We start from the raw sequence: 22,442 nt of genomic DNA, 5'->3' as shown, positions 1-22,442 counted from the left end.
AGGCGTGAAATGAACAGTTACAATGCGCCCGGATAGACTCTGACCGGGCGGTTGTCTTTGACGGACTCCATCACCACAAAAGTGGACGTGCTTGCCACATTGGGCAGGCTCGAGATTTTCTCACCCAGCACCTCGCGGTAACGCCTGATGTTGGGCGTCCGCACTTTCAGCAGATAGTCGAAAGAGCTTGCAATCATGTGGCATTCTTCGACTTCGCGTATCTTGCGCACCGCAATGTTAAAGGCGGTGAGGGCCGCTTCGCGCGTGTCGGATAATTTCACGGTCGTAAAAGCGATATGATCAAGGCCAAGCTTTTCGGGATCAATCGCTGCGCGAAAGCCGATAATATAGCCTTCATCGACCAGTCGTTTGACGCGTGCCTGACATGGCGTCTTGGAAAGACCGACCTTTTTTGACAACTCCGTCATGGCAATGCGACCATCATCGCTCAGCACTTCAAGAATGCGGCGATCGAACTGATCCAGATCGTCTACAGAGTCTATCTTTCGCATTCAAAATGCCTCTTGAGGTCGTTTTAATAAGATCGATTTGCCTTTATATGGTTCAAATGAAGACAGAATGCAATTTGCGTCGATGATAGTGTGCGACCACATATAAGCATAGTTGAACTGGGCCTAAGCCTGTTTTTGCGAGCATTGCACCATGACTGATAAAGTATCCGCTCACACCACTCCTGTTTTCCAGAGCTTCGCGCCGCCAATCCGCGAGCAGACGCCGTTGCGCAAGGCAATCACCGATGCCTATCGTCGGCCAGAAGCTGAATGCGTGACCGCGCTGGTTCAGCAGGCGACCCTTCCTGAAGAAACGACCAAGCAGATCAGAGCGACCGCTCGCAAGCTGATCGAAGCACTGCGTGCCAAGCACAAGGGAACGGGCGTTGAAGGTCTGGTGCATGAATATTCGCTTTCGAGCCAGGAAGGCGTGGCGCTGATGTGCCTTGCCGAAGCTCTGCTGCGTATTCCGGATATGGCAACGCGTGATGCGCTGATCCGTGACAAGATTTCCAATGGCGATTGGAAGTCGCATGTTGGCGGCGGTCGTTCGCTGTTCGTCAATGCTGCAACCTGGGGTCTTGTTGTCACCGGCAAGCTCACCAACACCGTCAATGACAGCGGTCTTTCGGCAGCGCTTACTCGCCTGATCGCCCGTTGTGGTGAGCCGGTCATCCGTCGCGGCGTGGATATGGCCATGCGCATGATGGGTGAGCAGTTCGTCACCGGCGAAACTATCGATGAAGCACTGAAGCGCGCAAAATCGCTTGAAGAGCGCGGCTTCCGTTATTCCTACGACATGCTCGGTGAAGCAGCCACGACTGCTGCCGACGCAGAACGTTATTACAAGGACTACGAGACTGCGATCCACGCGATCGGTCGCGCTTCCGCCGGCCGCGGCATTTATGATGGTCCGGGCATTTCGATCAAGCTTTCGGCGCTGCATCCGCGCTATGTTCGCGCGCAGAGCGAACGCGTCATGGGTGAACTTCTGCCAAAGGTGAAGGCGCTCGCAGCCCTTTCCAAGAAGTATAATATCGGTCTCAACATTGATGCTGAAGAAGCAGATCGTCTTGAGCTTTCGCTCGATCTTCTGCAGAGCCTGATTGAAGATCCTGATCTGGCTGGCTGGGAAGGCATCGGCTTCGTGGTGCAGGCCTATGGCAAGCGTTGCCCGTTTGTGCTTGATTTCATTATCGATCTTGCCCGCCGCAACAATCGTCGCGTCATGGTTCGTCTCGTCAAGGGCGCTTACTGGGATGCTGAAATCAAACGTGCGCAGGTCGATGGTCTGGAAGATTTCCCGGTTTATACCCGCAAGGTTCATACCGACGTCTCCTACATTGCCTGCGCAGCCAAGCTGCTTGGTGCCCGCGATGTGATCTTCCCGCAGTTTGCAACGCATAATGCGCAGACGCTTGCCACGATTTATCATCTGGCAGGCCCGGACTTCAAAACCGGCTCTTATGAATTCCAGTGCCTGCATGGCATGGGCGAGCCGGTTTATGACGAAGTTGTCGGCCCGTCGAAGCTGGGTCGTCCAGCCCGCATTTATGCGCCGGTTGGTACGCATGAAACGCTGCTGGCCTATCTGGTCCGTCGTCTGCTCGAAAACGGTGCGAACTCTTCCTTCGTCAATCGCATTGGCGACAAGAGCGTGTCGGTTGATGAACTGATTGCCGATCCTGCGGAAGTCGTTCGCTCGATGGCCGTGGTTGGTGCACGTCATGACCAGATCAACCTGCCGGAAGGCCTTTATGGTATTCGCAAAAACTCGGCAGGTTTCGACCTTTCCAACGAAGAGCAGCTGGCAGAATTGAGCGAAACGCTGAAGGCCAATGCTACGCGCGCCTGGACTGCGGAACCGCAGGTCGCGGGTGTCAAGGTTAAGGGTGAAAGCCGTCCGGTTCTGAACCCCGGCGATCATTCCGATGTCGTGGGTACGGTTACGGAAATCGCTGCAGACGATGTTGCGCAAGCAATGAAGGCGGCTGAGAAGGCTGTTGCAAGCTGGTCTCAGGTTTCGCCTGCTGATCGTGCAGCCTGCCTTGATCACGCTGCCGACATCATGCAGCGTGAAATGGCAGAACTGCTCGGCCTCATCATGCGTGAAGCTGGCAAGTCCATGCCAAACGCGATTGCTGAAGTGCGTGAAGCCATCGACTTCCTGCGCTATTATGCAGAACAGACCCGCCGCACACTGGGCGTTGCGCACAAGCCCCTTGGTCCAATTGTCTGTATCAGCCCATGGAACTTCCCGCTGGCGATCTTCACCGGCCAGATTGCAGCAGCACTTGTTGCTGGCAATCCGGTTCTGGCAAAGCCTGCCGAAGAAACCCCGCTGATTGCAGCGCAGGGCGTTCGCATTCTGCACGAAGCTGGCATTCCTGCCGATGCATTGCAGCTTCTGCCGGGCGATGGCCGCATTGGTGCAGCGCTTGTTGCAGCGCAGGAAACCTGTGGTGTGATGTTCACCGGCTCGACCGAAGTTGCACGTCTTATTCAGGCACAGCTTGCCTCGCGTCTGCTGCCTAATGGCAAGCCGATCCCGCTGATCGCTGAAACTGGCGGCCAGAATGCCATGATCGTGGATTCGTCGGCTCTTGCCGAACAGGTCGTGTTCGACGTGATTGGTTCGGCTTTCGACAGCGCCGGTCAGCGTTGTTCTGCTCTGCGCGTGCTTTGCCTGCAGGAAGATGTCGCGGATCGCATTCTGACCATGCTCAAGGGCGCACTGAAGGAATTGTCCATTGGCCGCACCGACCAGCTGAAAGTTGATATTGGCGCTGTTATCACGGCGGAAGCCAAGGACATCATCGAGAAGCACGTTCAGACGATGCGCGATATGGGTCGTAAGGTGGAGCAGCTTCCGCTTGGACCTGAAACCGGGAAGGGCACTTTCGTTGCGCCAACCATCGTCGAGATCGACAGTCTGCGCGATCTGAAGCGCGAAGTGTTCGGCCCGGTTCTGCATGTCGTGCGCTATAAGCGTGATGACATGGATCGTCTGATCGATGACATCAATGCAACCGGTTATGGTCTGACCTTTGGTCTGCATACACGTCTTGATGAAACCATCGCTCATGTTGCCGACCGTATCCGAGTTGGTAACATCTATATCAATCGCAACGTTATTGGTGCGATTGTGGGCGTCCAGCCTTTCGGTGGCCGTGGTCTGTCCGGCACGGGCCCGAAGGCTGGCGGTCCACTCTATCTTGGTCGCCTTGTCGAAACAGCGCCAATCCCGCCACGCATGGCTTCGGTTCATACCGATGCAGCGCTCAACGATTTCGCAAAGTGGCTTGGCAATCGCGGCATGAACGAACTGGCGCAAGCCGCTCGTGAAACCGGCAGTGCTTCTGCCCTTGGTATGAATATCGAGCTGCCGGGTCCGGTTGGTGAGCGCAACCTCTACGCGCTTCATGCGCGTGGTCGTATTCTTCTGGTTCCGCAGACTGAAATCGGACTCTATCGTCAGCTGACAGCCACACTTGCCACTGGCAACGAAGCTGTGATCGACGAGGCTTCTGGTCTGCGCAATGTTCTGAAGGACTTGCCTTCGAGCGTTGCTTCGCGTGTGGTCTGGACAAAGGACTGGCAGGCAGATGCGCCTTTCGCCGGTGCGCTTGTTGAAGGAGAGGGCGAACGCCTGACCGACATCAACAAGAAGTTGGCAGCCCTTCCAGGTCCACTCGTGCTGACACAGGCAGCAACTACGGCGCAGCTGGCCCAGAACGCCGATTGCTATTGCCTGAGTTGGCTGCTTGAAGAGGTTTCGACCTCCATCAACACAACTGCTGCTGGTGGCAATGCGAGCCTGATGGCAATCGGCTGATAAGCCTTTACAATGTTTGAAAAAGGCGACCTTCGGGTCGCCTTTTTTATGTTCTGCACAAACTTGCAAAGCTGTGCAGAAACAGAATTATTAGATCGTTTCCAGAATTTTCAGAATGAAATTTACAAAAGCAGATTGACACATAAGTGTAAAAAGCAAAGACTGTGCACAGGCTTGCAAAAAGCCGCAGCGTGGAGGCGCTGATCATAGGGAGGAATAATGATGCGTTGGGCACTTACGGCCGCGGCACTCGCCGCTGGCGTTTCATCATTTGCGGTTTCTGCACAGGCTTCTGGCAATCTCAATCTCATCTGTTCGGCAGACGTTGTGATCTGCGAGCAAATGAAGAATAATTTCGAGAAAGAAACGGATATCAAGGTCAATATGGTGCGCCTGTCTTCTGGCGAAACCTATGCGAAGGTTCGTGCCGAAGCACGCAATCCGAAGACCGATATCTGGTGGGCAGGTACTGGCGATCCGCATTTGCAGGCTGCATCCGAAGGGCTGACGCTCGAATATAAATCGCCAATGCTCGACCAGTTGCAGGATTGGGCGAAGAAGCAGGCAGAAAGCTCTGAATTCCGCACTGTCGGCGTTTATGCTGGTGCGCTCGGTTGGGGCTACAACACCGACATCTTCAAGAAAAAGAACCTGAAGGAACCGGCCTGCTGGGCCGATCTGCTTGATCCGTCCTATAAGGGCGAAATCCAAATGGCTAACCCGAATTCATCCGGGACAGCCTATACGGCTCTTGCCACTCTGATACAGTTGATGGGCGAGGAAAAGGCTTTTGAATATCTGGCAAAACTCAATGCCAATGTTTCGCAATATACCAAGTCGGGATCTGCACCGGTAAAGTCGGCTGCGCGCGGTGAGAATGGTATTGGTATTGTGTTCATGCATGATGCGGTTGCAATGACTGCTGAAGGTTTCCCGATTAAGTCAATCGCACCTTGCGAAGGTACGGGCTATGAAATCGGTTCCATGTCGATCATCAAGGGCGCCCGCAATCTCGAAAACGCCAAGAAGTGGTATGACTGGGCTTTGACAGCCGAAGTGCAGTCAAAAATGAAGGATGCCAAATCCTTCCAGCTTCCGTCTAACAAAAACGCAGAAGTGCCGAAAGAGTCGCCGCGCTTCGAGGATATCAAGCTGATCGACTACGACTTCAAGACCTATGGCGAACCGACCAAGCGCAAAGAAATCCTTGAACGCTGGGACAAGGAAATCGGCGCAAAGGCAAATTAAAGCTTCGCCATATCGGCGACTAGCAATCCATTTTCGTTATCGACCCTCCCGCCGCTATCCGGCGGGAGATGGATAATTGTGTCCACTTTGCCCGCCATGAGCAAAAAATGAGCAGAAAAGCGGATAGATATGAAACAACACAATCGACGGCTTGATGTGGTTCTGGCGCTGGCTTTGGCCGCGCTCCTGATCCTGCCTTGGTATCGCATTGAGCAAGGCTTCTTCCGTTTCAGCTGGCTTGAAGGGTTTTTCAGTCAGGCCGAGAATGCTCCCGGTATTCTGCAAATATTCACTTATGGACGCCCCTGGCTCGCTGTTGTTGCGATACTGATGCTCTTATGTGTCTTTGCACGCTTTGTGATGTCCCCGGAAAAGCGGACATCCGTTCTGATTGGTGCAAGCCTTTTGGGCGCTGGCTTTCTCGCACTGCAAGGACTGGCAATCGGCTTCACCGGCTGGAACTGGACATTTACCGAGGCACTCTTCGGTCAGCTTGCCGATGGACAACCGGCCTTTGGTGCCGGAGCTGTGCTGACTGGTCTTTGTTTTCTGCTGATTTTTTCCTTCGCTCTTGCTGAACGCGGGGTGATGAAAGGCGATGCTTTTGTCGTTTCCTCTATCACGCTGCTCGTCGCATTGGTCAGCGTCTTTGTATTCTATCCGATCTTCAGCATGTTTGCAGGCTCCGTTCAGGATTTTGATGGTTCCTTCAAACCGGATGGCTTCATCGGCAATATTCAGGATTCTTCGATCTGGAGTCTTGCCTGTGTGATCGGCGAGGGACGCTGCGGCGTTGCATGGCGAACGCTGTGGCTGGCGCTAATGACGGCAACCGGCTCCACAGTGCTTGGGCTTTCTTTCGCACTCGTCGCAACCCGCACAGGCTTTCCTTTCAAGAAGGGCTTGCGCATTCTCACAGTGCTGCCGATCATCACACCACCATTTGTCATTGGTCTGGCGCTCACATTGCTGTTCGGTCGCGCTGGTGTGGTGACTGAACAGATTTCCTATTTCTTTGGCGTTGAACCCGGCCGCTGGCTTTATGGCCTTACGGGCATCTGGATCGCACAGGTACTTTCCTTCACGCCAATCACCTTTCTGGTTCTGATCGGCGTTGTTGAGGGTGTTTCGCCTTCCATGGAGGAAGCATCACAAACCCTGCGTGCTGATCGCTGGCGCACGTTCAATCGTGTTTCGCTGCCGCTCATGGCACCGGGGCTAGCCAATGCATTCCTGATCGCCTTCATCGAAAGCATGGCAGATTTTGGCAATCCGATGGTGCTTGGCGGTAGTCACGGCGTGCTCTCAACCGAGATATTCTTTGCCGTTGTGGGCGCGCAAAACGATCCGTCGCGTGCTGCCGTGTTGGCTATCGTGTTGCTCTGCTTCACACTGTCGGCCTTTCTCATTCAGCGTCTGTGGCTATCGGGCAAGAACTTTGCCACCGTCACCGGCAAGGGCGATTCAGGCATTCATGCCGGCTTGCCAAATGGATTGAAGATTGGCGTCTATGCCCTTGTTATTCCGTGGATGATATTCACGGTCGTTGTTTACCTGATGATCCTTATTGGCGGTTTTGTGCGTACATGGGGTCTCGATAATTCGCTGACATTCGATCATTATCGTCGTGCTTTCTCAGTTGCGTGGACCGATAGCGGCTTTGCCTGGACGGGTGTTGCCTGGAACTCGTTCTGGACGACGATGGAAATATCGCTCATCTCCGCACCGCTTACTGCCGCTGTCGGCTTGCTCACCGCATATCTGATCGTCCGGCAGCGCTTCTTCGGGCGCAGTGTGTTCGAGTTTGCACTGATGCTGAGCTTCGCCATTCCGGGCACGGTTATCGGTGTCAGCTATATCATGGCTTTCAACCTCCCACCGCTTGAAATGACCGGCACGGCGCTGATCCTGATTGCCTGCTTCGTGTTCCGCAATATGCCGGTTGGTGTGCGCGGTGGCATTGCAGCGATGAGCCAGCTCGACAAAAGTCTTGATGAAGCGTCGCTCACGCTGCGTGCGGGCAGTTTCCGTACCATCCGCAAGGTGATCCTGCCGCTTCTGCGTCCGGCCATTACAGCTGCACTGGTTTATTCCTTCGTGCGTGCCATCACATCGATCAGCGCCGTGATCTTCCTTGTATCGGCGGAATACAACATGGCGACTTCTTATATCGTAGGCCTTGTCGAAAATGGCGAGTTCGGTGTGGCGATTGCCTACTCATCGGCACTCATTCTCGTAATGGTAGTTGTGATTGTCACCTTCCAGCTCCTTGTCGGTGAACGCCGATTGCGGCGCGAAAACCGCGTTGCCACGCACACGCCGATTAAAACCGTTCAACAGGAGAAAGCCGTATGACTATGATCCGTCCCGGCTCCGTTACCTTTCAAAACGTCACCAAGAAGTTTGGTAATTTCACCGCTCTGCCTGATCTGTCGCTGACAGTTGAACCCGGCACACTTGTGACCTTGCTCGGCCCGTCCGGTTGCGGCAAAACCACGACCCTGCGCCTTCTGGCGGGGCTGGAGCATCCTACATCGGGTCGCATTCTGATCGGTGGCAAGGATGTGACCATGCTCCCTGCCAACGAGCGCGATGTATCGATGGTGTTTCAATCCTATGCTCTTTTTCCGCATATGAGCTCGCTCGACAATGTTGCCTATGGACTTGAATCTTCGGGACTGAAGAAGAAAGAAGCGCGTGAGCGGGCCGAAGAAGGGCTGAAGCTCGTGGGCCTTGCAGGCATGGGGCATCGCCTTCCTGCAGAACTGTCCGGAGGGCAGCAACAGCGTGTCGCAGTTGCCCGTGCATTGGTGCTGGAGCCACAGGTGTTATTGCTCGATGAACCGCTGTCCAATCTCGACGCGCGGTTGCGTCGTCGGGTGAGAACCGAGATCAGAGAACTACAGCAAAGACTTGGTTTCACAGCAGTTTATGTTACCCACGACCAAGATGAAGCTTTGGCAGTATCCGATACAATTATTGTCATGAAAGACGGCGATATAGCGCAGCAAGGCAGTCCGCGTGATCTTTATGAGTCGCCTGCATCTGCCTTCATTGCAGACTTCATGGGTGAGGCAAATGTCGTGCCCTGTGAAGTCATCAGTGCAGCAAATGGAGAAGCTGTTATTCGTATCGGGAAACTCGAGCACCGTTTGGCATCGGCAAAGGCAAAGCCGGGGCCGGCCCAATTGGCGGTTCGTCCCAATGCGGTGAGCCTGCAAGCCCAGAGTGGCGGAGACTTCCCCGGACGCGTGGCACATTCCGCTTATCTTGGTGATCATATTGAATATGAAATTGAGACTGAGCACGGCAAGCTTTTCATTGTCGATCCGGCGGTGGAAGAGGCGCTTGCACCACAAACCGACGTGGCGATTCATTTCAAGCCGCGCGGCCTTGCCATCATCAACAATTGAGCGCATGAACCTTGCGCCTTTATTCCCTCTGACTGGAAACCAAGCATGACATCGGACATTTCAATAGAACTTGAAACGCGGTTTAAGCTTGCGCAGGAAATTGCGCGTGAGGCAGGCGCTATGGCGCTCGATTACTTCAATCGCCGCGAAACACTTGTGATCGAAATTAAACGTGATCCGCAGGATGTGGTGTCCATCGCCGACCGCAATGTCGAACAGCTGATAAATGAGCGTGTTTCGACAACCTTCAGCGAAGATGGCTTTCTGGGTGAGGAATACGGGCTGAATGCAGGTAGCTCAGGCTTCACATGGGTTGTCGACCCCATCGACGGCACCAGTCCGTTCGTCAATGGAATGCCGAACTGGTGCGTTTCCATTGCGGTTCTCAAAGATGGTGAGCCGGTCATCGGTGTTATTCAGGCACCTTGCTTTGATGAGCTTTACACATCTGCCAAAGGGCAGGGTGCAACACTTAATGGCAAAAAGCTGACGCTTGATCCATCTCGCAATATCCGCAATTCGGTGACCGGCATTGGCGCTAACAATTATGTAACGCCGCAGGTGGTTGCGAAGATCGTGGAAGATCTGCTTGAAGCGGGCGGCACATTCATCCGTAATGGTTCCGGTGCGCTTATGATCGCCTATGTCGCGGCCGGGCGTCTGGTTGGCTATTATGAGCCATATATGCATGCATGGGACTGCATGGCCGGTTTCTGCCTCGTTAAGGAAGCAGGCGGCTATGCACATCCTTTCCCGACGGAGGGTGAGCAACTGACCAAAGGCAACAAGGTGTTTGTAGCGGCGCCCGGTGCAATCGATGATCTTAAAAAGATTGCCCGACTGTAAGAAATAAGCCCCGGAAATCCGGGGCTTATCTTTATGACGACGGATTATCGCGCTTATAAATCCAGTCATGATCTGGGTGGTTCTTGAACCGCCATTTACGGATCGGACCGGCCATGACGTTGAGATAATACATCTCATAACCATAGGGCGCGCCGCATGGGTGATGTCCCTTTGGCACGAGAACTACATCGCCGTCAGAAACGGCCATGGTTTCATCGAGACTGCCATCTTCGGTGAAAACCCGCTGAATACCATAGCCCTGCGATGGGTTGAGGCGATGATAATAGGTTTCTTCCAGATATGTCATATCCGGGAAGTTATCTTCATCGTGCCGATGAGGCGGGTAGGATGACCAGTTGCCCTGCGGCGTGAATACTTCCGTCACCAGAAGGCTGTCGGCGACATCCCGACCTTCCATAGCAATATTGAAGATATTGCGGGTGTTGGCGCCTTGGCCGCGCGTATCGAAAGTCAGGCCTTCAGGTCCAAGTTTTTGCGCCTTGCGACCCGGTTTGCCCGGCGCGGTGCAGACAGCAAGCACGCAATCGGTTGTCGCCACGGCATCCCAGTCGCTCTCAGCAGGCACATAGAGACAATGCGGGGCGAGCTTTTCAAACACGCTCATCCGTTCGCCCATTTCGCCGAAATCCTCGCCAGAAGCCTTGAGCTTTGCCTTGCCTTCGACCAGCACCAGAATGACTTCGCGGTCGCCGGTTTTCTCAGTCGCGGTTTCACCTGCTTTCAGACGATAGAGGCCAAAGCCGACATAGCCCCAGTTGGCACTTTCCGGCGTGATGTCATGCACCTTGCCATGCTTGCCATTGGGTTTGCGTAACAGATTGGCCATGGCTCAGTCTCCCTTATCGAGTCCTGCTTCGCGCGCAAATGCTTTGAGCGATTTCAGCCCCAGTGTCTGATATTCAAATGGATTACGCACATCGGGATCTTGCTCTGCTTCGATGACCAGCCAGCCCTGATAGCCGTGCTGGGCTGCGACCTTGAGTACTGGTACAAAATCCACGCCGCCCTCCTTATCGCCCGGAACTGTGAAAACGCCGCGGCGCACACCTTCCAGAAAGGACAGGCTCTGATCGCGCACTTGTGTCGCAATCGTCGGGCGCACGTTCTTCGCATGAATGTGGCGAACGCGACCCATATGGTTCTTTGCAACACGTTCAGGATCGCCGCCGCCAAACAGGCAATGCCCTGTATCAAGCAGCAGCTTGGCGTGTGGCCCGGTATGTTTCATCAGAAGATCGATCTCATCTTCGTTCTGAACAATCGTACCCATGTGATGGTGATAGACGAGTGCAATGCCTTGCGTGGCGGCACACTCGGCCAGTGCTTCTACGCCTGCGCCAAACTTTGCCCAAAGGGCTTCTTCGAGTACCGGGCGCTCAGAGAGCGGCTTGTTATCGTCGCCATGAATGGCGTTCGATGTTTCGCAAACGATGATGACCTTGCAGCCCATGGCCTTGTGAAGATCAAGCGCTGGCTGCATCGCAACCTTCTCATCCTCAACGGAATTGGTAAGAAGATTGAGCGAATGCCAGCCAGAAACGTAACGCAGATTGCGTGGTTCGAGTACTGCTTTAAGTTCCGCTGCAACCTGCGGAAATTTATGGCCTTTTTCAATTCCGTCGAAGCCGATTTTAGAAGCCTCATTGAGGCATTGATCAAGGCTTATATGTGCGCCGAGGCTGCGATCATCATCGTTCGACCAGGCAATCGGGTTGGTGCCATAGAGGATCATCGGTCAGTTTCTTTCTTTGATCTGAGCTTCATAATTTTCACGCGCGGCGCGTACTTGTTCGCGGTCAGAGACTTCCGGCACAGCCACGTCCCACCACCAGCCGCCGGTTTCAGGCGTCGGGTAAGGATCGGTATCGATGACGATAACTTTGGTGCGCGGGCTGTTGCGCGCTTCTGCTAGCGCATCTTCGAGTTCGCGGATGGAGCCGACCTTTTTGCTGTCGGCACCCATCGCACCTGCATGGGCTGCGAAGTCGATATTCGATGCATTCACATGGGTTGTGTGGTCGAGCAGATTGTTGAACTCGGCACCGCCGGTCGCCATTTGCAAACGGTTGATGCAGCCATAACCGCGATTGTCGGTAAGCACGACTGTGATCTTGATGCCCATCATTACAGAGGTCGCAAGCTCGGAATTGGCCATCATATAGGAGCCGTCACCGATCATCACGATCACGTCGCGGTCCGGCTCCGCCATCTTTATGCCAAGCCCACCTGCAATCTCATAGCCCATACAGGAGAAGCCATACTCCATGTGATAGGACATCGGGCGACCGGCTTTCCAGAGCTGGTGTAATTCACCCGGCATGGTTCCAGCCGCGCACATGACGACGGTATTTTCTTTCGACTGACGCTGCACTGCGCCGATCACCTGCATGTCTGTGGGAAGCTGGTTGGCATCACCGGGAGAAGCTGTGAAACGGTCCGCCGCTTCAAACCATTTTGCCTTGAGGCTGCTGTCTAGAGATGGGCGTTTGTAGCCTTTTAATCCTGCAGAAAGCCCATTAAGGCCGACTTTTGCATCAGCCACGAGTGAGATAGAGCCATGTTTGTGACTGTCATAAGGTTGAACATTAAGGGAAAGCAGCTTGCGGTTCGGATGTTTGAACAGTGCCCATGAGCCGGTCGTGAAATCTTGAAAGCGCGTTCCGACACCGATCACCAGATCCGCATTTGCTGCAATCGCATTGGCAGAATCTGCACCCGTAACACCGACCGGGCCAAAATTGAGCGCATGATCCCACGGCAGTGCCGACTTACCAGCCTGCGTTTCGATAACGGGGATATTGTGGGTTTCTGCAAAGCTTTTCAGCTCTTCGTGCGCACCTGAATAATGGACGCCACCGCCTGCAACGATAACCGGCGTCTTGGCAGCCTTGATTGCGGCAATAGCAGTTGCAAGCTCCTGCTCATCGGCTGGCGGGCGTCGCCAATGCCAGACTTTTGGTGCGAAGAACTCTTCCGGCCAGTCATAGGCTTCGGCCTGAACGTCCTGACAGAAAGACAACGTCACAGGACCACAATCTGCTGGATCGGTCATTGTGCGGAAAGCGCGCGGCAGGGCTGTCAGAAGCTGTTCTGGACGGGTGATACGATCAAAATAGCGGCTCACCGGGCGGAAACAGTCATTGACTGTCATGGTGCCGTCGTTGAAATCCTCGATCTGCTGAAGCACAGGATCAGGACCACGATTGGCAAAAACGTCTCCGGGGATGAACAGAACCGGCAGGCGGTTAACATGGGCGAGTGCTGCTGCCGTCACCATATTGGTTGCGCCGGGCCCAATGGAGGAGGTGACAGCGCAGGCGCGTTTGCGACCGAGCTGCTTGGTATAGGCAATGGCTGCATGAGCCATGGTTTGCTCATTATGGCCACGCCATGTAACGAGCTGATCGCGGATACCATGCAGTGCCTCGCCAAGCCCTGCGACATTGCCATGGCCGAAAATAGCCCAGACACCAGCGATGAAGGGATCTCCCTCTGGCGTCATCTGATTGGCTATATAGCGCACAAGAGCCTGTGCCGCTGTCAGTCGAACGGTCTTCATCTTTCCTCCCGGCGGAAATCCGCATTCTCGCAATCTCACAAGACAGGCCTCCACCTGTGCCAGAGATGCGTTTATTTCTGTCGCAGCCTATCCCAAAGATCGCAGAAACCGCGATAGCGTTTTGCCATTTCTGCAACTGCGTCGGTGTCGCTCATTTTGCCGGCGAGCCATTGGCGAGCGACATCGCCCAGAATGGTGCGGCCGATGGCAAAACCCTTCACCAGATCAAAATCCGCAGCGATTTTCAGGCTTGCTTCCAGTTCTTCGGCTGGCGCATCAAGCCCCAGCACAACAATGCCGCGCGTGTGAGGATCGTTATGGGTGATCGCTTCGCAAGCATTGTGCCATGCCTTGGCAGTCTTCAGCGGCTCAAGCTTCCACCAGTCAGGATAAACGCCAATTTCGTAGAAACGCTCGATGACTTTGGCGGTGCTCATATCATCGACGGGCGCTACCTTGGATGGAATGACTTCTAACAGAAACTCGAGACGGTTGCGGCGAGCAGCCGTGAAAAGTCGCTTCACGGTGGCTTCCTGTTGCGCCTTCACGTCGGCGCTGTCATCAGGGTGATAGAAGCATAGAACCTTGACGACGTTCTCGACAGGCCATTCAACAAGGCCGCCGCAATCAGGACCGAGTTCAGGCTCAAGCTCCAAAGGGCGCGAGCTGGGCCATTCGGTTGGGCGTCCGATCCACAGGCCGGTCCCGGCCGCACGGTAGAGCGCATCGCGTCCAAGACGACCGTCGCAAAGAATGCCATAGCCGCTTTCTCCGCCTGAAACCTCCAACGCAGCATTCAGGCATAGTTCTTTGAATTCACCGATCTTTTCATCTGTGGCACCAGTTTCCTGCGCCATCTCCTCCAGCTGGATACGATGGTCAAAAGCGAAGACGCGCATATGGGGCCATTCACCATTACGGTTTGTGGACCAGTGCACCTGTTCAAGTGCCAGATCTTTGCGCAACGCCTTGTCGCGAATACCGGTCTTGAAGAAATATTGCAGCTCTTCCCAGCTTGGATAAGCGGGTGTGCAGCCATGACGCGACACTGCAAAGGCACCACAGGCATTGGCGAACTTCAGGCTGGTTGGCCAGTCTTCACCCTTGAGCCAGCCGCGCAACAGACCAGACATGAAGCCATCGCCCGCGCCAAGCACGTTGAAAACTTCAATCGGAAAACCTTGTCCTGATTGCCCCTTGTCGAGATTGTCAGGAATGTCGCCCTCAAAGACCACGGCGCCCATTGGTCCGCGTTTACAAACGAGTGCCGCCTTCGTGACTTTGCGAACGGCTTTAAGCGCTTCAACCGTATTGGTCGAACCACCAGCAATATGAAACTCTTCTTCGGTGCCGACGATGAGATCAAAGAGATGCAGTGTCGATTGCAGTTTGGTGGTGACGGAAGCGGACTCGATAAAACGGTTCTCGCCATCACCATGGCCGGAAAGCCCCCAGAGGTTGGGGCGATAATCGATGTCGAGCACCGTACGACTGCCGTTTTCCCGCGCAAGCTTCAAAGCTTTGAGGACAGCAGCTTCCGTGCGCGGATGCGACAGATGCGTGCCAGTGGCGAGTACACATCCGGCCTCGGCAATGAAGTCCGGATCGATATCGTCTTCGCAAAGCGCCATGTCGGCGCAGTTTTCGCGATAGAAGATGAGCGGGAAATGTTCCTGATCGCGGATGCCAAGGATCACCAGCGCTGTCAGGCGTTGCGGATCGGTGACGATACCGCGCGTATCCACACCTTCACGCGCAAGTTCGCGCAGCAGAAAGCGCCCCATATGCTCGTCACCGACGCGGGTTATGAGTGCGGATTTGAGGCCCAGTCGAGCAGTACCAGTCGCGATATTGGTGGGAGAGCCACCGACATATTTGTTGAAGGATGACATGTCTTCAAGCAGACCGCCGACCTGTGCGCCGTAAAGATCCACCGAAGATCGGCCAATCGTAATCAAATCCAGCCGCTTCATTAAAGTCCTCCCTCGGCGCATGCTTTTTTAGCTTGAAGAGGCTGCCTGTGAGTCACGACACGCAGCAACCATTCTATTTCTGATTAAAATGGATTTATTATTCCATTTCAATCGAAAAATAGAATGTCGTATCATTTTACGACTGTCGTTCCGTGCCAACGGCGACGGCAAGCGTAATCGCAAGGCAAAGTGTAGCGGAAAGAGAGCGGAAGGCACCGAAGTCAACTTCGGAGACAAGCAGCGACTCATTGGCAAACTTGCTCATTGGGCTGACAATCGTGTCGGTAATCGCAACAACATCAACGCCGCGCGTGGCGGCATTTTCTGCCATGGCAATGGTTTCAGGCGAGTAGGGCGAGAACGAAATCGCGAGCAACACATCGCCTTTACGGATAGCGTGCTGGTTTTCCAGCTTTCCGACAGTGCTGTGAAGCATGGCCGGAACCTGCATCTTTTCAAGCGCGTAGGCCAGATAGCTCGCAACCGGAAATGCTCGCCGAACGCCGATGATGTGAATGGTTTCTGCTGTTGCCAGCAGCTTGACGGCTTTCTCAAGTGCCTCCGGCTCGATGGTCTTCAACAGGCTTTCTAGTGAAGTGCGGCCGGCCTCGGCAAACTCTGCCAGAAGGGCCGGGGCGCTTCCTGCCGCCGTTTCGCGCAAATGCTCAAGACGTGTGGAATAATCGGGCCAACCGCCAGCATAGGAGTCGCGAAAAAGCTTCTGCATTTCCGAAAAACCGGAAAAGCCCAATATCTGGCAAAATCGCATGAAGGCCGAACTTTGAACGCCTGCGCCTTCTGCCATTTCCGCGACCGTTGAAACGGCGATCCGGTCCTGATTGGCGGCAACGTAATCGGCGCATTGCTTCAGGCGCTTAGGCAACCGGTCAGCGACTTCGAGCAGTCTTGCCTCGAATTCTTTTACATTCGCTGGGGTAGGGGCTGGCACACTGGCGGAAGTCTCGGCTTGCGCAGCAACAGCTTGTTCGGTGTCCATTGCCATCCTTTCAGAAACGGTCTCTTGACATCCCATATATCACAATCTAGCAAAATAGAATAAATATTCCATTGAGCTTTGCATCCGTGACATAATCGGGAAATGAGCAGAACGGAATAGCGAAACTGATTTGTCGGTCAATCGAGGATGGCCGTTTTGGGAGGATGAAGGCAATGGTTACACGTCTTGCTCTGCTAGGCGCCGGTCGTATCGGAAAAGTACATGCGGGCGCAATCGCTTCCGACAAGCGGGCGCAACTGATTGCGGTGGCTGATGCCAATCAGGATGCAGCGCGTGCAATTGCTGATGCGGCTGGTGCGGAAGTGCGTTCCATTGACGAGATCGAAAACTCGTCCGATGTGGACGCTGTGCTGATCTGCACGCCAACCAACACCCATGCCGATCTGATCGAACGATTCTCACGCGCAGGTAAGGCGGTTTTCTGCGAAAAGCCGATTGATCTCAATATCGAGCGCGTACGGGCTTGCCTTGGTGTCATCAAGGAAACCGGTGGCAAGGTCATGCTCGGTTTCAATCGCCGTTTCGATCCGCATTTTGCCGCTGTTCGTAAGGCGATCAATGATGGTCGTATCGGCAAAGTCGAAATGGTCACAATCACCAGCCGCGATCCGGGCGCTCCGCCTGCGGAATACATCAAGGTATCGGGTGGTATTTTCCGCGATATGACGATCCATGATTTTGACATGGCGCGTTTTCTGCTGGGTGAAGAAATTGCAACGGTTTCTGCATCTGCTTCGGTTCTTGTCGATCCAAAGATCGGTGAACTCGGTGATTATGACAGTGCGAGCGTCATCCTGACCACGGCTTCCGGTCGCCAGTGCGTGATTTCCAATTCACGCCGTGCATCCTATGGCTATGATCAGCGCATCGAAGTGCACGGATCGGAGGGAGCGGTTTCGGCTGAGAACCAGCGTCCGGTTTCCATCGAGGTTGCATCGAAGGATGGCTATACGCGTCCACCACTGCATGATTTTTTTATGACTCGCTACACAGATGCGTATGCCGCAGAAATTGCAGCTTTCATTGATGCGATTGATAGTGGCAAAGCACCCACACCTTCTGCCGAAGATGGTTTGCAGGCTTTGGCACTTGCCGAAGCAGCACTTCTCTCTGTCAAAGAAGGGCGTGCTGTGAAAGTTGCGGAAGTTCTCGCCTAAGCACGCCTTTTCGTTTGCCTTTCTCTGCAATCGACTGCGATATGCGGAACATGGCTTATGAAATCGACAAGCTGCCGCTCGAAGAGTTTTTTGTGCCCGTGGCGAATGCTACGGCTGCACTAGCAAGACTTGACGAGCGACTTGCACGCTCTCCGATCCGCGATGGAATGCTTGAGCGCATGCATATGCATGATGCGGTTGCATCCATGTGGCTTGAGGGCGAACTGGTGCATCTCGAGGATCTCGTGCTGCACGATGCCCTGATGGATAGCCGCACCCCAAGCCATGCACTGACAATCTCTCATTCTGTGCTGCGCTTGCGACGACAGATTTTCAGTCGTTCACCAAGCTGGGCTCTTAGTCCGGCGGGTATGCAGCAGGTTCTCGGGCGGAATATTGACGTCCGTAGCGAAGAGACGCGTGACTATAGCCATCAGGAAGATGAGGATAACGATCCTCTACTTGATGATGTGGATGCCTTGCTTGCGCGCACGGACGCTCTGCTGAAAGGCATCTTAAAAGAACAGTCGAAACCACAGCCGGTGGAAGCAGATTCGCTTCTTTACGATGACGATTGGGATGAAGACACCCGCTTGCAGGAGTGGCGGGATCTATTTGCCAAGACGGCTCATTTACCACCACTTCTACGTGCTGCGCTGATGCATGATGCATGGTTTTCACTGGAAGTGGTGCAGCGTTCAAACTGGATAGGGCGGCTGCTTGCGGCCGCATATTTGCGCCAGTCGGGCATCGCCACCAATCATTTGCCAGCGCTTAATATAGGTCTTCGCACAAAGCGTCCTGATGAGAGGCGCTCAACCAACCGATTGGTGCGGCTTAAGACATTTCTTGCGGCGACTGAGGAAGCTGCGGAATTAAGCATGAAAGAGCATGACCGCCTTTTGCTTGCGCGTGAGCAGATGCAGCGCAAGCTCAAGGGTCGGCGCTCCAATTCGCGGTTGCCGCAACTTGTCGACATGATGATGCGCAGCCCACTGGTTTCAAGCCAGATGGTCGAGAAAGAACTTGAGGTCACGCAGCAGGGCGCGCTGAAGCTGATTTCCGATCTCAATTTACGAGAAATCACCGGGCGCGGACGGTTCCGCGCCTGGGGTATTCTTTAATTTACTTCTTCATGCAGTGATTGCGCAGATGGGTTGCGAAAAGCTGATACTCGTTGCGTCGAGCAGCATTCGCTCGCCATGCCAAGGCAAGTGAGCGGAAATTGTGTTGTCCTTCATAGGGCACGATGCTGATTTCGCTGCCGCGTGTAACGCCCGCCTTGATAGCGACCTCCGGTAACAGCGTCACACCCATGCCAAATTCAACCAGCTGTACCAGAGTCATGATACTTGTTGCATGAACATCGCCACCTGTCTGTGTGGGCTTTGAACCAATGGCTGCCATGACGTGCTCACGCAGACAATGGCCAGTCTCCAGCAAGAGAAACGGTTGGTCCTGAAGATCGCTCGCTTCAATGCGGTCTCGGTTGGCCAGCGCATGGTCGCGGCGTACCGCAAGAAAAAATGGGTCTTGTCCTATCTCCGCGACTTCAAAATCATCAAGATCATAGGGATGAGCAACAAGCGCCACATCAAGCGTTCCCGAGCGCAGATTGTCGAGGAGGGTACGCGTCAGTCCTTCCCGCACGCTCAATTGCAGCTCTGGAAAAGCCTTGGCTGTTGTTGGCAGCACCTTTGGCAATAAAAACGGCGCAATGGACGGGATGACACCCAATCGCAAGCGTGTTGTCAGCGGGCGTTCGGCCTGACGCGCATGTTCCGGCAGCTCCTCAATTGAAGCCACGATCTCGCGCGCACGGTTGAGGAAATCCTCTCCGGCAGGCAGCAATTGCATCCGTCGCCCCGTGCGATCAATCAAGGTTACGCCAATCTCTGCTTCCAGGGTCTGAATGGCCGCGCTTAATGTGGATTGCGTAACGCCAACCGCCTCGGCTGCGCGCGAGAAGGAACCTGCTTTGACGAGAGCTATAAAATAGTGAAGTTGACGAACACTGATATTGAGCATGGTCTTCAGTCTGAAACTTATCCCCATCGTTTAAATCGATGGATTGGATCGTTTTAATCGCTTTGACCGATTGATTTAGAGCGCCTATATATGACTCGCAAGCAGTTAGTTCTGAAACTTCTGAATTTTCTGCATAACAACGAATTTACAGGCAGGTATGAGATGCTCGGTATCGGTGACAAGCTTCCTTCTTTCAAAGTAACTGGCGTTAAGCCTGGCTTCAACTTCCACGAAGAAAACGGCGTGTCGGCTTTTGAAGAAGTCACCGAAGCAAGCTTCGAAGGCAAGTGGAAGGTCATCTTCTTCTACCCTAAGGACTTCACTTTCGTTTGCCCAACCGAAATCGCTGAATTCGCACGTCTGGCTTCCGATTTCGAAGACCGCGATGCAGTTGTTCTGGGCGGTTCGACCGACAACGAATTCGTGAAGCTCGCATGGCGTCGCGATCACAAGGACCTCGACAAGCTGCCAATCTGGTCTTTTGCAGACACCAATGGTTCGCTGGTTGACGGCCTCGGCGTTCGTTCGCCAGATGGCGTTGCTTACCGCTACACCTTCGTTGTCGATCCGGACAACACGATCCAGCACGTTTACGCAACCAACCTCAATGTTGGCCGTGCTCCTAAGGACACGCTGCGTGTTCTCGATGCTCTGCAGACCGATGAGCTTTGCCCATGCAACCGCGAAGTCGGTGGCGAAACGCTCAAGGCTGCTTAATCAGCCTCAATGATTTGAGACAAGGCGGGTTAAGGCCCGCCTTTTGTTTATTCAGAACTGACAAATAAAGAGGGTTCCATGTCCATTGATGATCTGAAGTCAAAAATCCCGGATTTCGCCAAGGATGTTCGTCTCAATCTTTCGTCTATGGCAAGCGATGAAACGCTGACACCACAGCAGAAATATGGACTGTTCATTGCTTGCGGCATTGCTTCGCGTAACGCCGATGTGCGCAAGGCACTGGTTGCTGAAGCTGCTGGAAAAGTTGATGCGACGGTTGTGCAAGCTGCAAAGTCGGCTGCATCGATCATGGGCATGAACAATGTCTATTATCGTTTTGTGCATCTTGCGACCAACAAGGACTATCGCACCATGCCAGCAAAGCTGCGCATGAATGTGATCGGCAATCCGGGCGTGGACAAAGTCGATTTCGAACTGTGGTCGTTGGCCGTTTCCGCAATCAATGGCTGCGGCATGTGCATCGACGCACACGAAGACGTACTGCGCAAAGCAAATGTGACAACCGAGGTGATCCAGACCGCTGCGCGGTTCGCATCGATCATTCAGTCAGTGGCAATTGCCCTGGAAGCTGCTGACGCCGAATAAGTTTCTTAGTCGAGCTTATATAAAGAAAAGCCCGCGCGGAGCGATCCGCGCGGGCTTTTTTATTTGCGTTAAACGGGGCTTACTCGCCGCGTTTGAACGAAATAAATGCAAAGCCAATCAACGAGACAACGGCTGCGGCAGACATGTAATAGCCGACATAGTCGAAGCTATAATGCGTTGCGAGCCAGGTTGCGATGTAAGGTGCAACCGATGCGCCGAGAATGCCTGCCAGATTGAAGGTAAGCGAAGCGCCCGTATAGCGAACCGAGGTCGGGAACGGTTCAGCAAGAGCTGCGCCAATCGGACCATAGGTCAGTCCCATCAGGCCAAAACCGATAATGAGGAAGGCAAGAACGCCAACGGTTCCGCTGAGGAAGAGTGGAGCCATGATGAAACCGTACAGACCGATCAGGACTGTGACGATGATCATGACAGGACGCATGCCGTATTTATCGGAAAGTAGAGCTGCAACCGGGATGGTGAGGCCGAAGAAGATCACGCCAACCATCTGCAGGATGAGGAACTGTTCACGGCTATAGCCGAGCGCGCGCGTACCCCAACCGAGCGAAAACACGGTCATGAGATAGAACAGTACGAAAGTTGCAACTGCGCCGATGGTGCCGAGGAACAGGCTCGACTTATGTTTCTTGAACAGGGTTGCGACCGGAACTTCGACGCGTTCAGCTTTGTCGATTGCCTTCTGGAATTCTGGCGTTTCAGCGATCTTCAGACGAATGAAGAGGCCAACACCAACCAGCAGTGCACTGGCGATGAAAGGAATGCGCCAGCCGAAAGACATGAACTGTTCTTCGGTCAGAAGTTCAGCCAGGATCAGGAAGATACCTGTTGCGAGAATGAAGCCGACGGGTGCTCCGAGCTGCGGGAACATGCCATACCATGTACGTTTGCCTTCGGGCGCATTTTCGGTTGCGAGCAGAACTGCACCGCCCCATTCACCGCCGAGGCCAAGGCCCTGACCCAGACGGCAGAGAGCGAGCAGGAGGGCTGCCCAGACGCCGATGGATTCATAGGTCGGCAGAAAGCCGATTGCGACCGTGGAAATACCCATGGTCATAAGTGCTGCGACGAGCGTTGCCTTACGGCCAACCTTGTCGCCGAAGTGGCCGAACAACGCGCCGCCGATCGGGCGTGCGAAGAAGGCAATAGCGAAAGTTGCTAAGGACTGGAGCAGCGCCGAGTTACCGTCACTTGCCGGGAAAAAGAGATGCGGGAACACGATTACCGCAGCGGTGGCATAAATATAAAAGTCAAAGAATTCGATAGTTGTGCCGATCATGCTCGCGGCCAGAACGCGGCGCGCAGAATTTTTCTTCGGAACAACTGCTTGAGCGACAGTCATTGTTTCATATCCATATTTGTGGGCTGTACGTTTTGGGAGGAAGCCCGAGATGTTGCCTTCTTAGTGCCACAAAACACGAAACCGCAAGCTTAAAAGGGCTCTCACGTAATTTTCTAATTTCGAATGTGCTCTTTTCGAAACAAAATGAA

17 protein-coding genes are annotated in these 22,442 nt (G+C 54.1%); 9 read left to right on the top strand and 8 right to left on the bottom strand.

What is annotated here, in order from left to right; genetic code table 11:
* Positions 1-17: 17 nt before the first annotated feature.
* A complete protein-coding gene (locus ACSME1_RS18050) occupies positions 18-512 on the bottom strand; it encodes an Lrp/AsnC ligand binding domain-containing protein (RefSeq protein WP_112813875.1) in 495 nt (164 codons plus the stop codon).
* A 151-nt stretch (positions 513-663) separates the two neighbouring features.
* On the opposite strand from ACSME1_RS18050, the gene putA reads away from it, so the two are divergent.
* From putA to ACSME1_RS18025, 5 genes are all read left to right on the top strand, one after another.
* Positions 664-4,347, top strand: a complete 3,684-nt coding sequence (gene putA, locus ACSME1_RS18045) for a trifunctional transcriptional regulator/proline dehydrogenase/L-glutamate gamma-semialdehyde dehydrogenase (RefSeq protein ID WP_435655133.1) — start codon at positions 664-666, stop codon at positions 4,345-4,347.
* Between the two features lie 222 nt (positions 4,348-4,569).
* Positions 4,570-5,595, top strand: coding sequence for an ABC transporter substrate-binding protein (locus tag ACSME1_RS18040; protein ID WP_024896341.1), 1,026 nt, complete (start codon positions 4,570-4,572; stop codon positions 5,593-5,595).
* Between the two features lie 129 nt (positions 5,596-5,724).
* Entirely contained in the window at positions 5,725-7,950 is a 2,226-nt protein-coding gene (locus tag ACSME1_RS18035; protein WP_435655132.1) for an ABC transporter permease, read from the top strand.
* Positions 7,947-9,008: an ABC transporter ATP-binding protein gene (locus ACSME1_RS18030; RefSeq protein WP_024896339.1), complete on the top strand. Its 1,062-nt coding sequence runs from the start codon at positions 7,947-7,949 to the stop codon at positions 9,006-9,008. The genes ACSME1_RS18035 and ACSME1_RS18030 overlap by 4 nt, the downstream gene beginning before the upstream one ends.
* Positions 9,009-9,053: 45 nt before the next feature.
* Entirely contained in the window at positions 9,054-9,854 is an 801-nt protein-coding gene (locus tag ACSME1_RS18025) for an inositol monophosphatase family protein (RefSeq protein ID WP_435655131.1), read from the top strand.
* Between the two features lie 31 nt (positions 9,855-9,885).
* Here the strand turns inward: ACSME1_RS18025 and iolB are convergent, their stop codons facing one another.
* The 5 genes from iolB to ACSME1_RS18000 all read right to left on the bottom strand — a co-directional run bounded on the left by iolB (position 9,886) and on the right by ACSME1_RS18000 (position 16,404).
* Positions 9,886-10,701, bottom strand: coding sequence for a 5-deoxy-glucuronate isomerase (gene iolB / locus ACSME1_RS18020; RefSeq protein WP_435655130.1), 816 nt, complete (start codon positions 10,699-10,701; stop codon positions 9,886-9,888).
* Positions 10,702-10,704: 3 nt separating this feature from the next.
* The gene (iolE, locus tag ACSME1_RS18015) at positions 10,705-11,607 is read right to left on the bottom strand and encodes a myo-inosose-2 dehydratase (protein ID WP_435655129.1); all 903 of its coding nucleotides are present in this window, start codon (positions 11,605-11,607) and stop codon (positions 10,705-10,707) included.
* A gap of 3 nt (positions 11,608-11,610) precedes the next feature.
* Positions 11,611-13,434, bottom strand: a complete 1,824-nt coding sequence (iolD, locus tag ACSME1_RS18010; protein ID WP_435655128.1) for a 3D-(3,5/4)-trihydroxycyclohexane-1,2-dione acylhydrolase (decyclizing) — start codon at positions 13,432-13,434, stop codon at positions 11,611-11,613.
* A gap of 71 nt (positions 13,435-13,505) precedes the next feature.
* Positions 13,506-15,407: a bifunctional 5-dehydro-2-deoxygluconokinase/5-dehydro-2-deoxyphosphogluconate aldolase gene (locus ACSME1_RS18005; protein WP_435655127.1), complete on the bottom strand. Its 1,902-nt coding sequence runs from the start codon at positions 15,405-15,407 to the stop codon at positions 13,506-13,508.
* 136 nt (positions 15,408-15,543) lie between these two features.
* Positions 15,544-16,404: a MurR/RpiR family transcriptional regulator gene (locus ACSME1_RS18000; protein WP_111787095.1), complete on the bottom strand. Its 861-nt coding sequence runs from the start codon at positions 16,402-16,404 to the stop codon at positions 15,544-15,546.
* 173 nt (positions 16,405-16,577) lie between these two features.
* On the opposite strand from ACSME1_RS18000, the gene iolG reads away from it, so the two are divergent.
* Together iolG and ACSME1_RS17990 are read left to right on the top strand one after the other, a co-directional pair.
* Positions 16,578-17,582: an inositol 2-dehydrogenase gene (iolG, locus tag ACSME1_RS17995; protein ID WP_424576808.1), complete on the top strand. Its 1,005-nt coding sequence runs from the start codon at positions 16,578-16,580 to the stop codon at positions 17,580-17,582.
* A 50-nt stretch (positions 17,583-17,632) separates the two neighbouring features.
* Positions 17,633-18,706: an RHE_PE00001 family protein gene (locus tag ACSME1_RS17990; RefSeq protein ID WP_435655126.1), complete on the top strand. Its 1,074-nt coding sequence runs from the start codon at positions 17,633-17,635 to the stop codon at positions 18,704-18,706.
* Between the two features lies 1 nt (position 18,707).
* Here the strand turns inward: ACSME1_RS17990 and ACSME1_RS17985 are convergent, their stop codons facing one another.
* The gene (locus ACSME1_RS17985; protein ID WP_435655461.1) at positions 18,708-19,610 is read right to left on the bottom strand and encodes a hydrogen peroxide-inducible genes activator; all 903 of its coding nucleotides are present in this window, start codon (positions 19,608-19,610) and stop codon (positions 18,708-18,710) included.
* A 162-nt stretch (positions 19,611-19,772) separates the two neighbouring features.
* Here ACSME1_RS17985 and ACSME1_RS17980 point away from each other — a divergent pair, with 162 nt between their 5' ends.
* The gene (locus ACSME1_RS17980; RefSeq protein ID WP_024896329.1) at positions 19,773-20,327 is read left to right on the top strand and encodes a peroxiredoxin; all 555 of its coding nucleotides are present in this window, start codon (positions 19,773-19,775) and stop codon (positions 20,325-20,327) included.
* Between the two features lie 78 nt (positions 20,328-20,405).
* Entirely contained in the window at positions 20,406-20,933 is a 528-nt protein-coding gene (locus tag ACSME1_RS17975) for a carboxymuconolactone decarboxylase family protein (RefSeq protein WP_435655125.1), read from the top strand.
* Between the two features lie 79 nt (positions 20,934-21,012).
* Here the strand turns inward: ACSME1_RS17975 and ACSME1_RS17970 are convergent, their stop codons facing one another.
* Complete coding sequence (locus tag ACSME1_RS17970; RefSeq protein WP_424576810.1) at positions 21,013-22,293, bottom strand: MFS transporter; 1,281 nt, start codon at positions 22,291-22,293, stop codon at positions 21,013-21,015.
* Between the last annotated feature and the right edge of the window lie 149 nt (positions 22,294-22,442).

It is taken from the genome of Brucella pituitosa, assembly GCF_965577835.1.
Lineage (GTDB): Bacteria > Pseudomonadota > Alphaproteobacteria > Rhizobiales > Rhizobiaceae > Brucella > Brucella pituitosa.
Note: the sequence above shows the minus strand (reverse complement) of the source record. Positions and strands in the feature narration are given on the sequence as shown.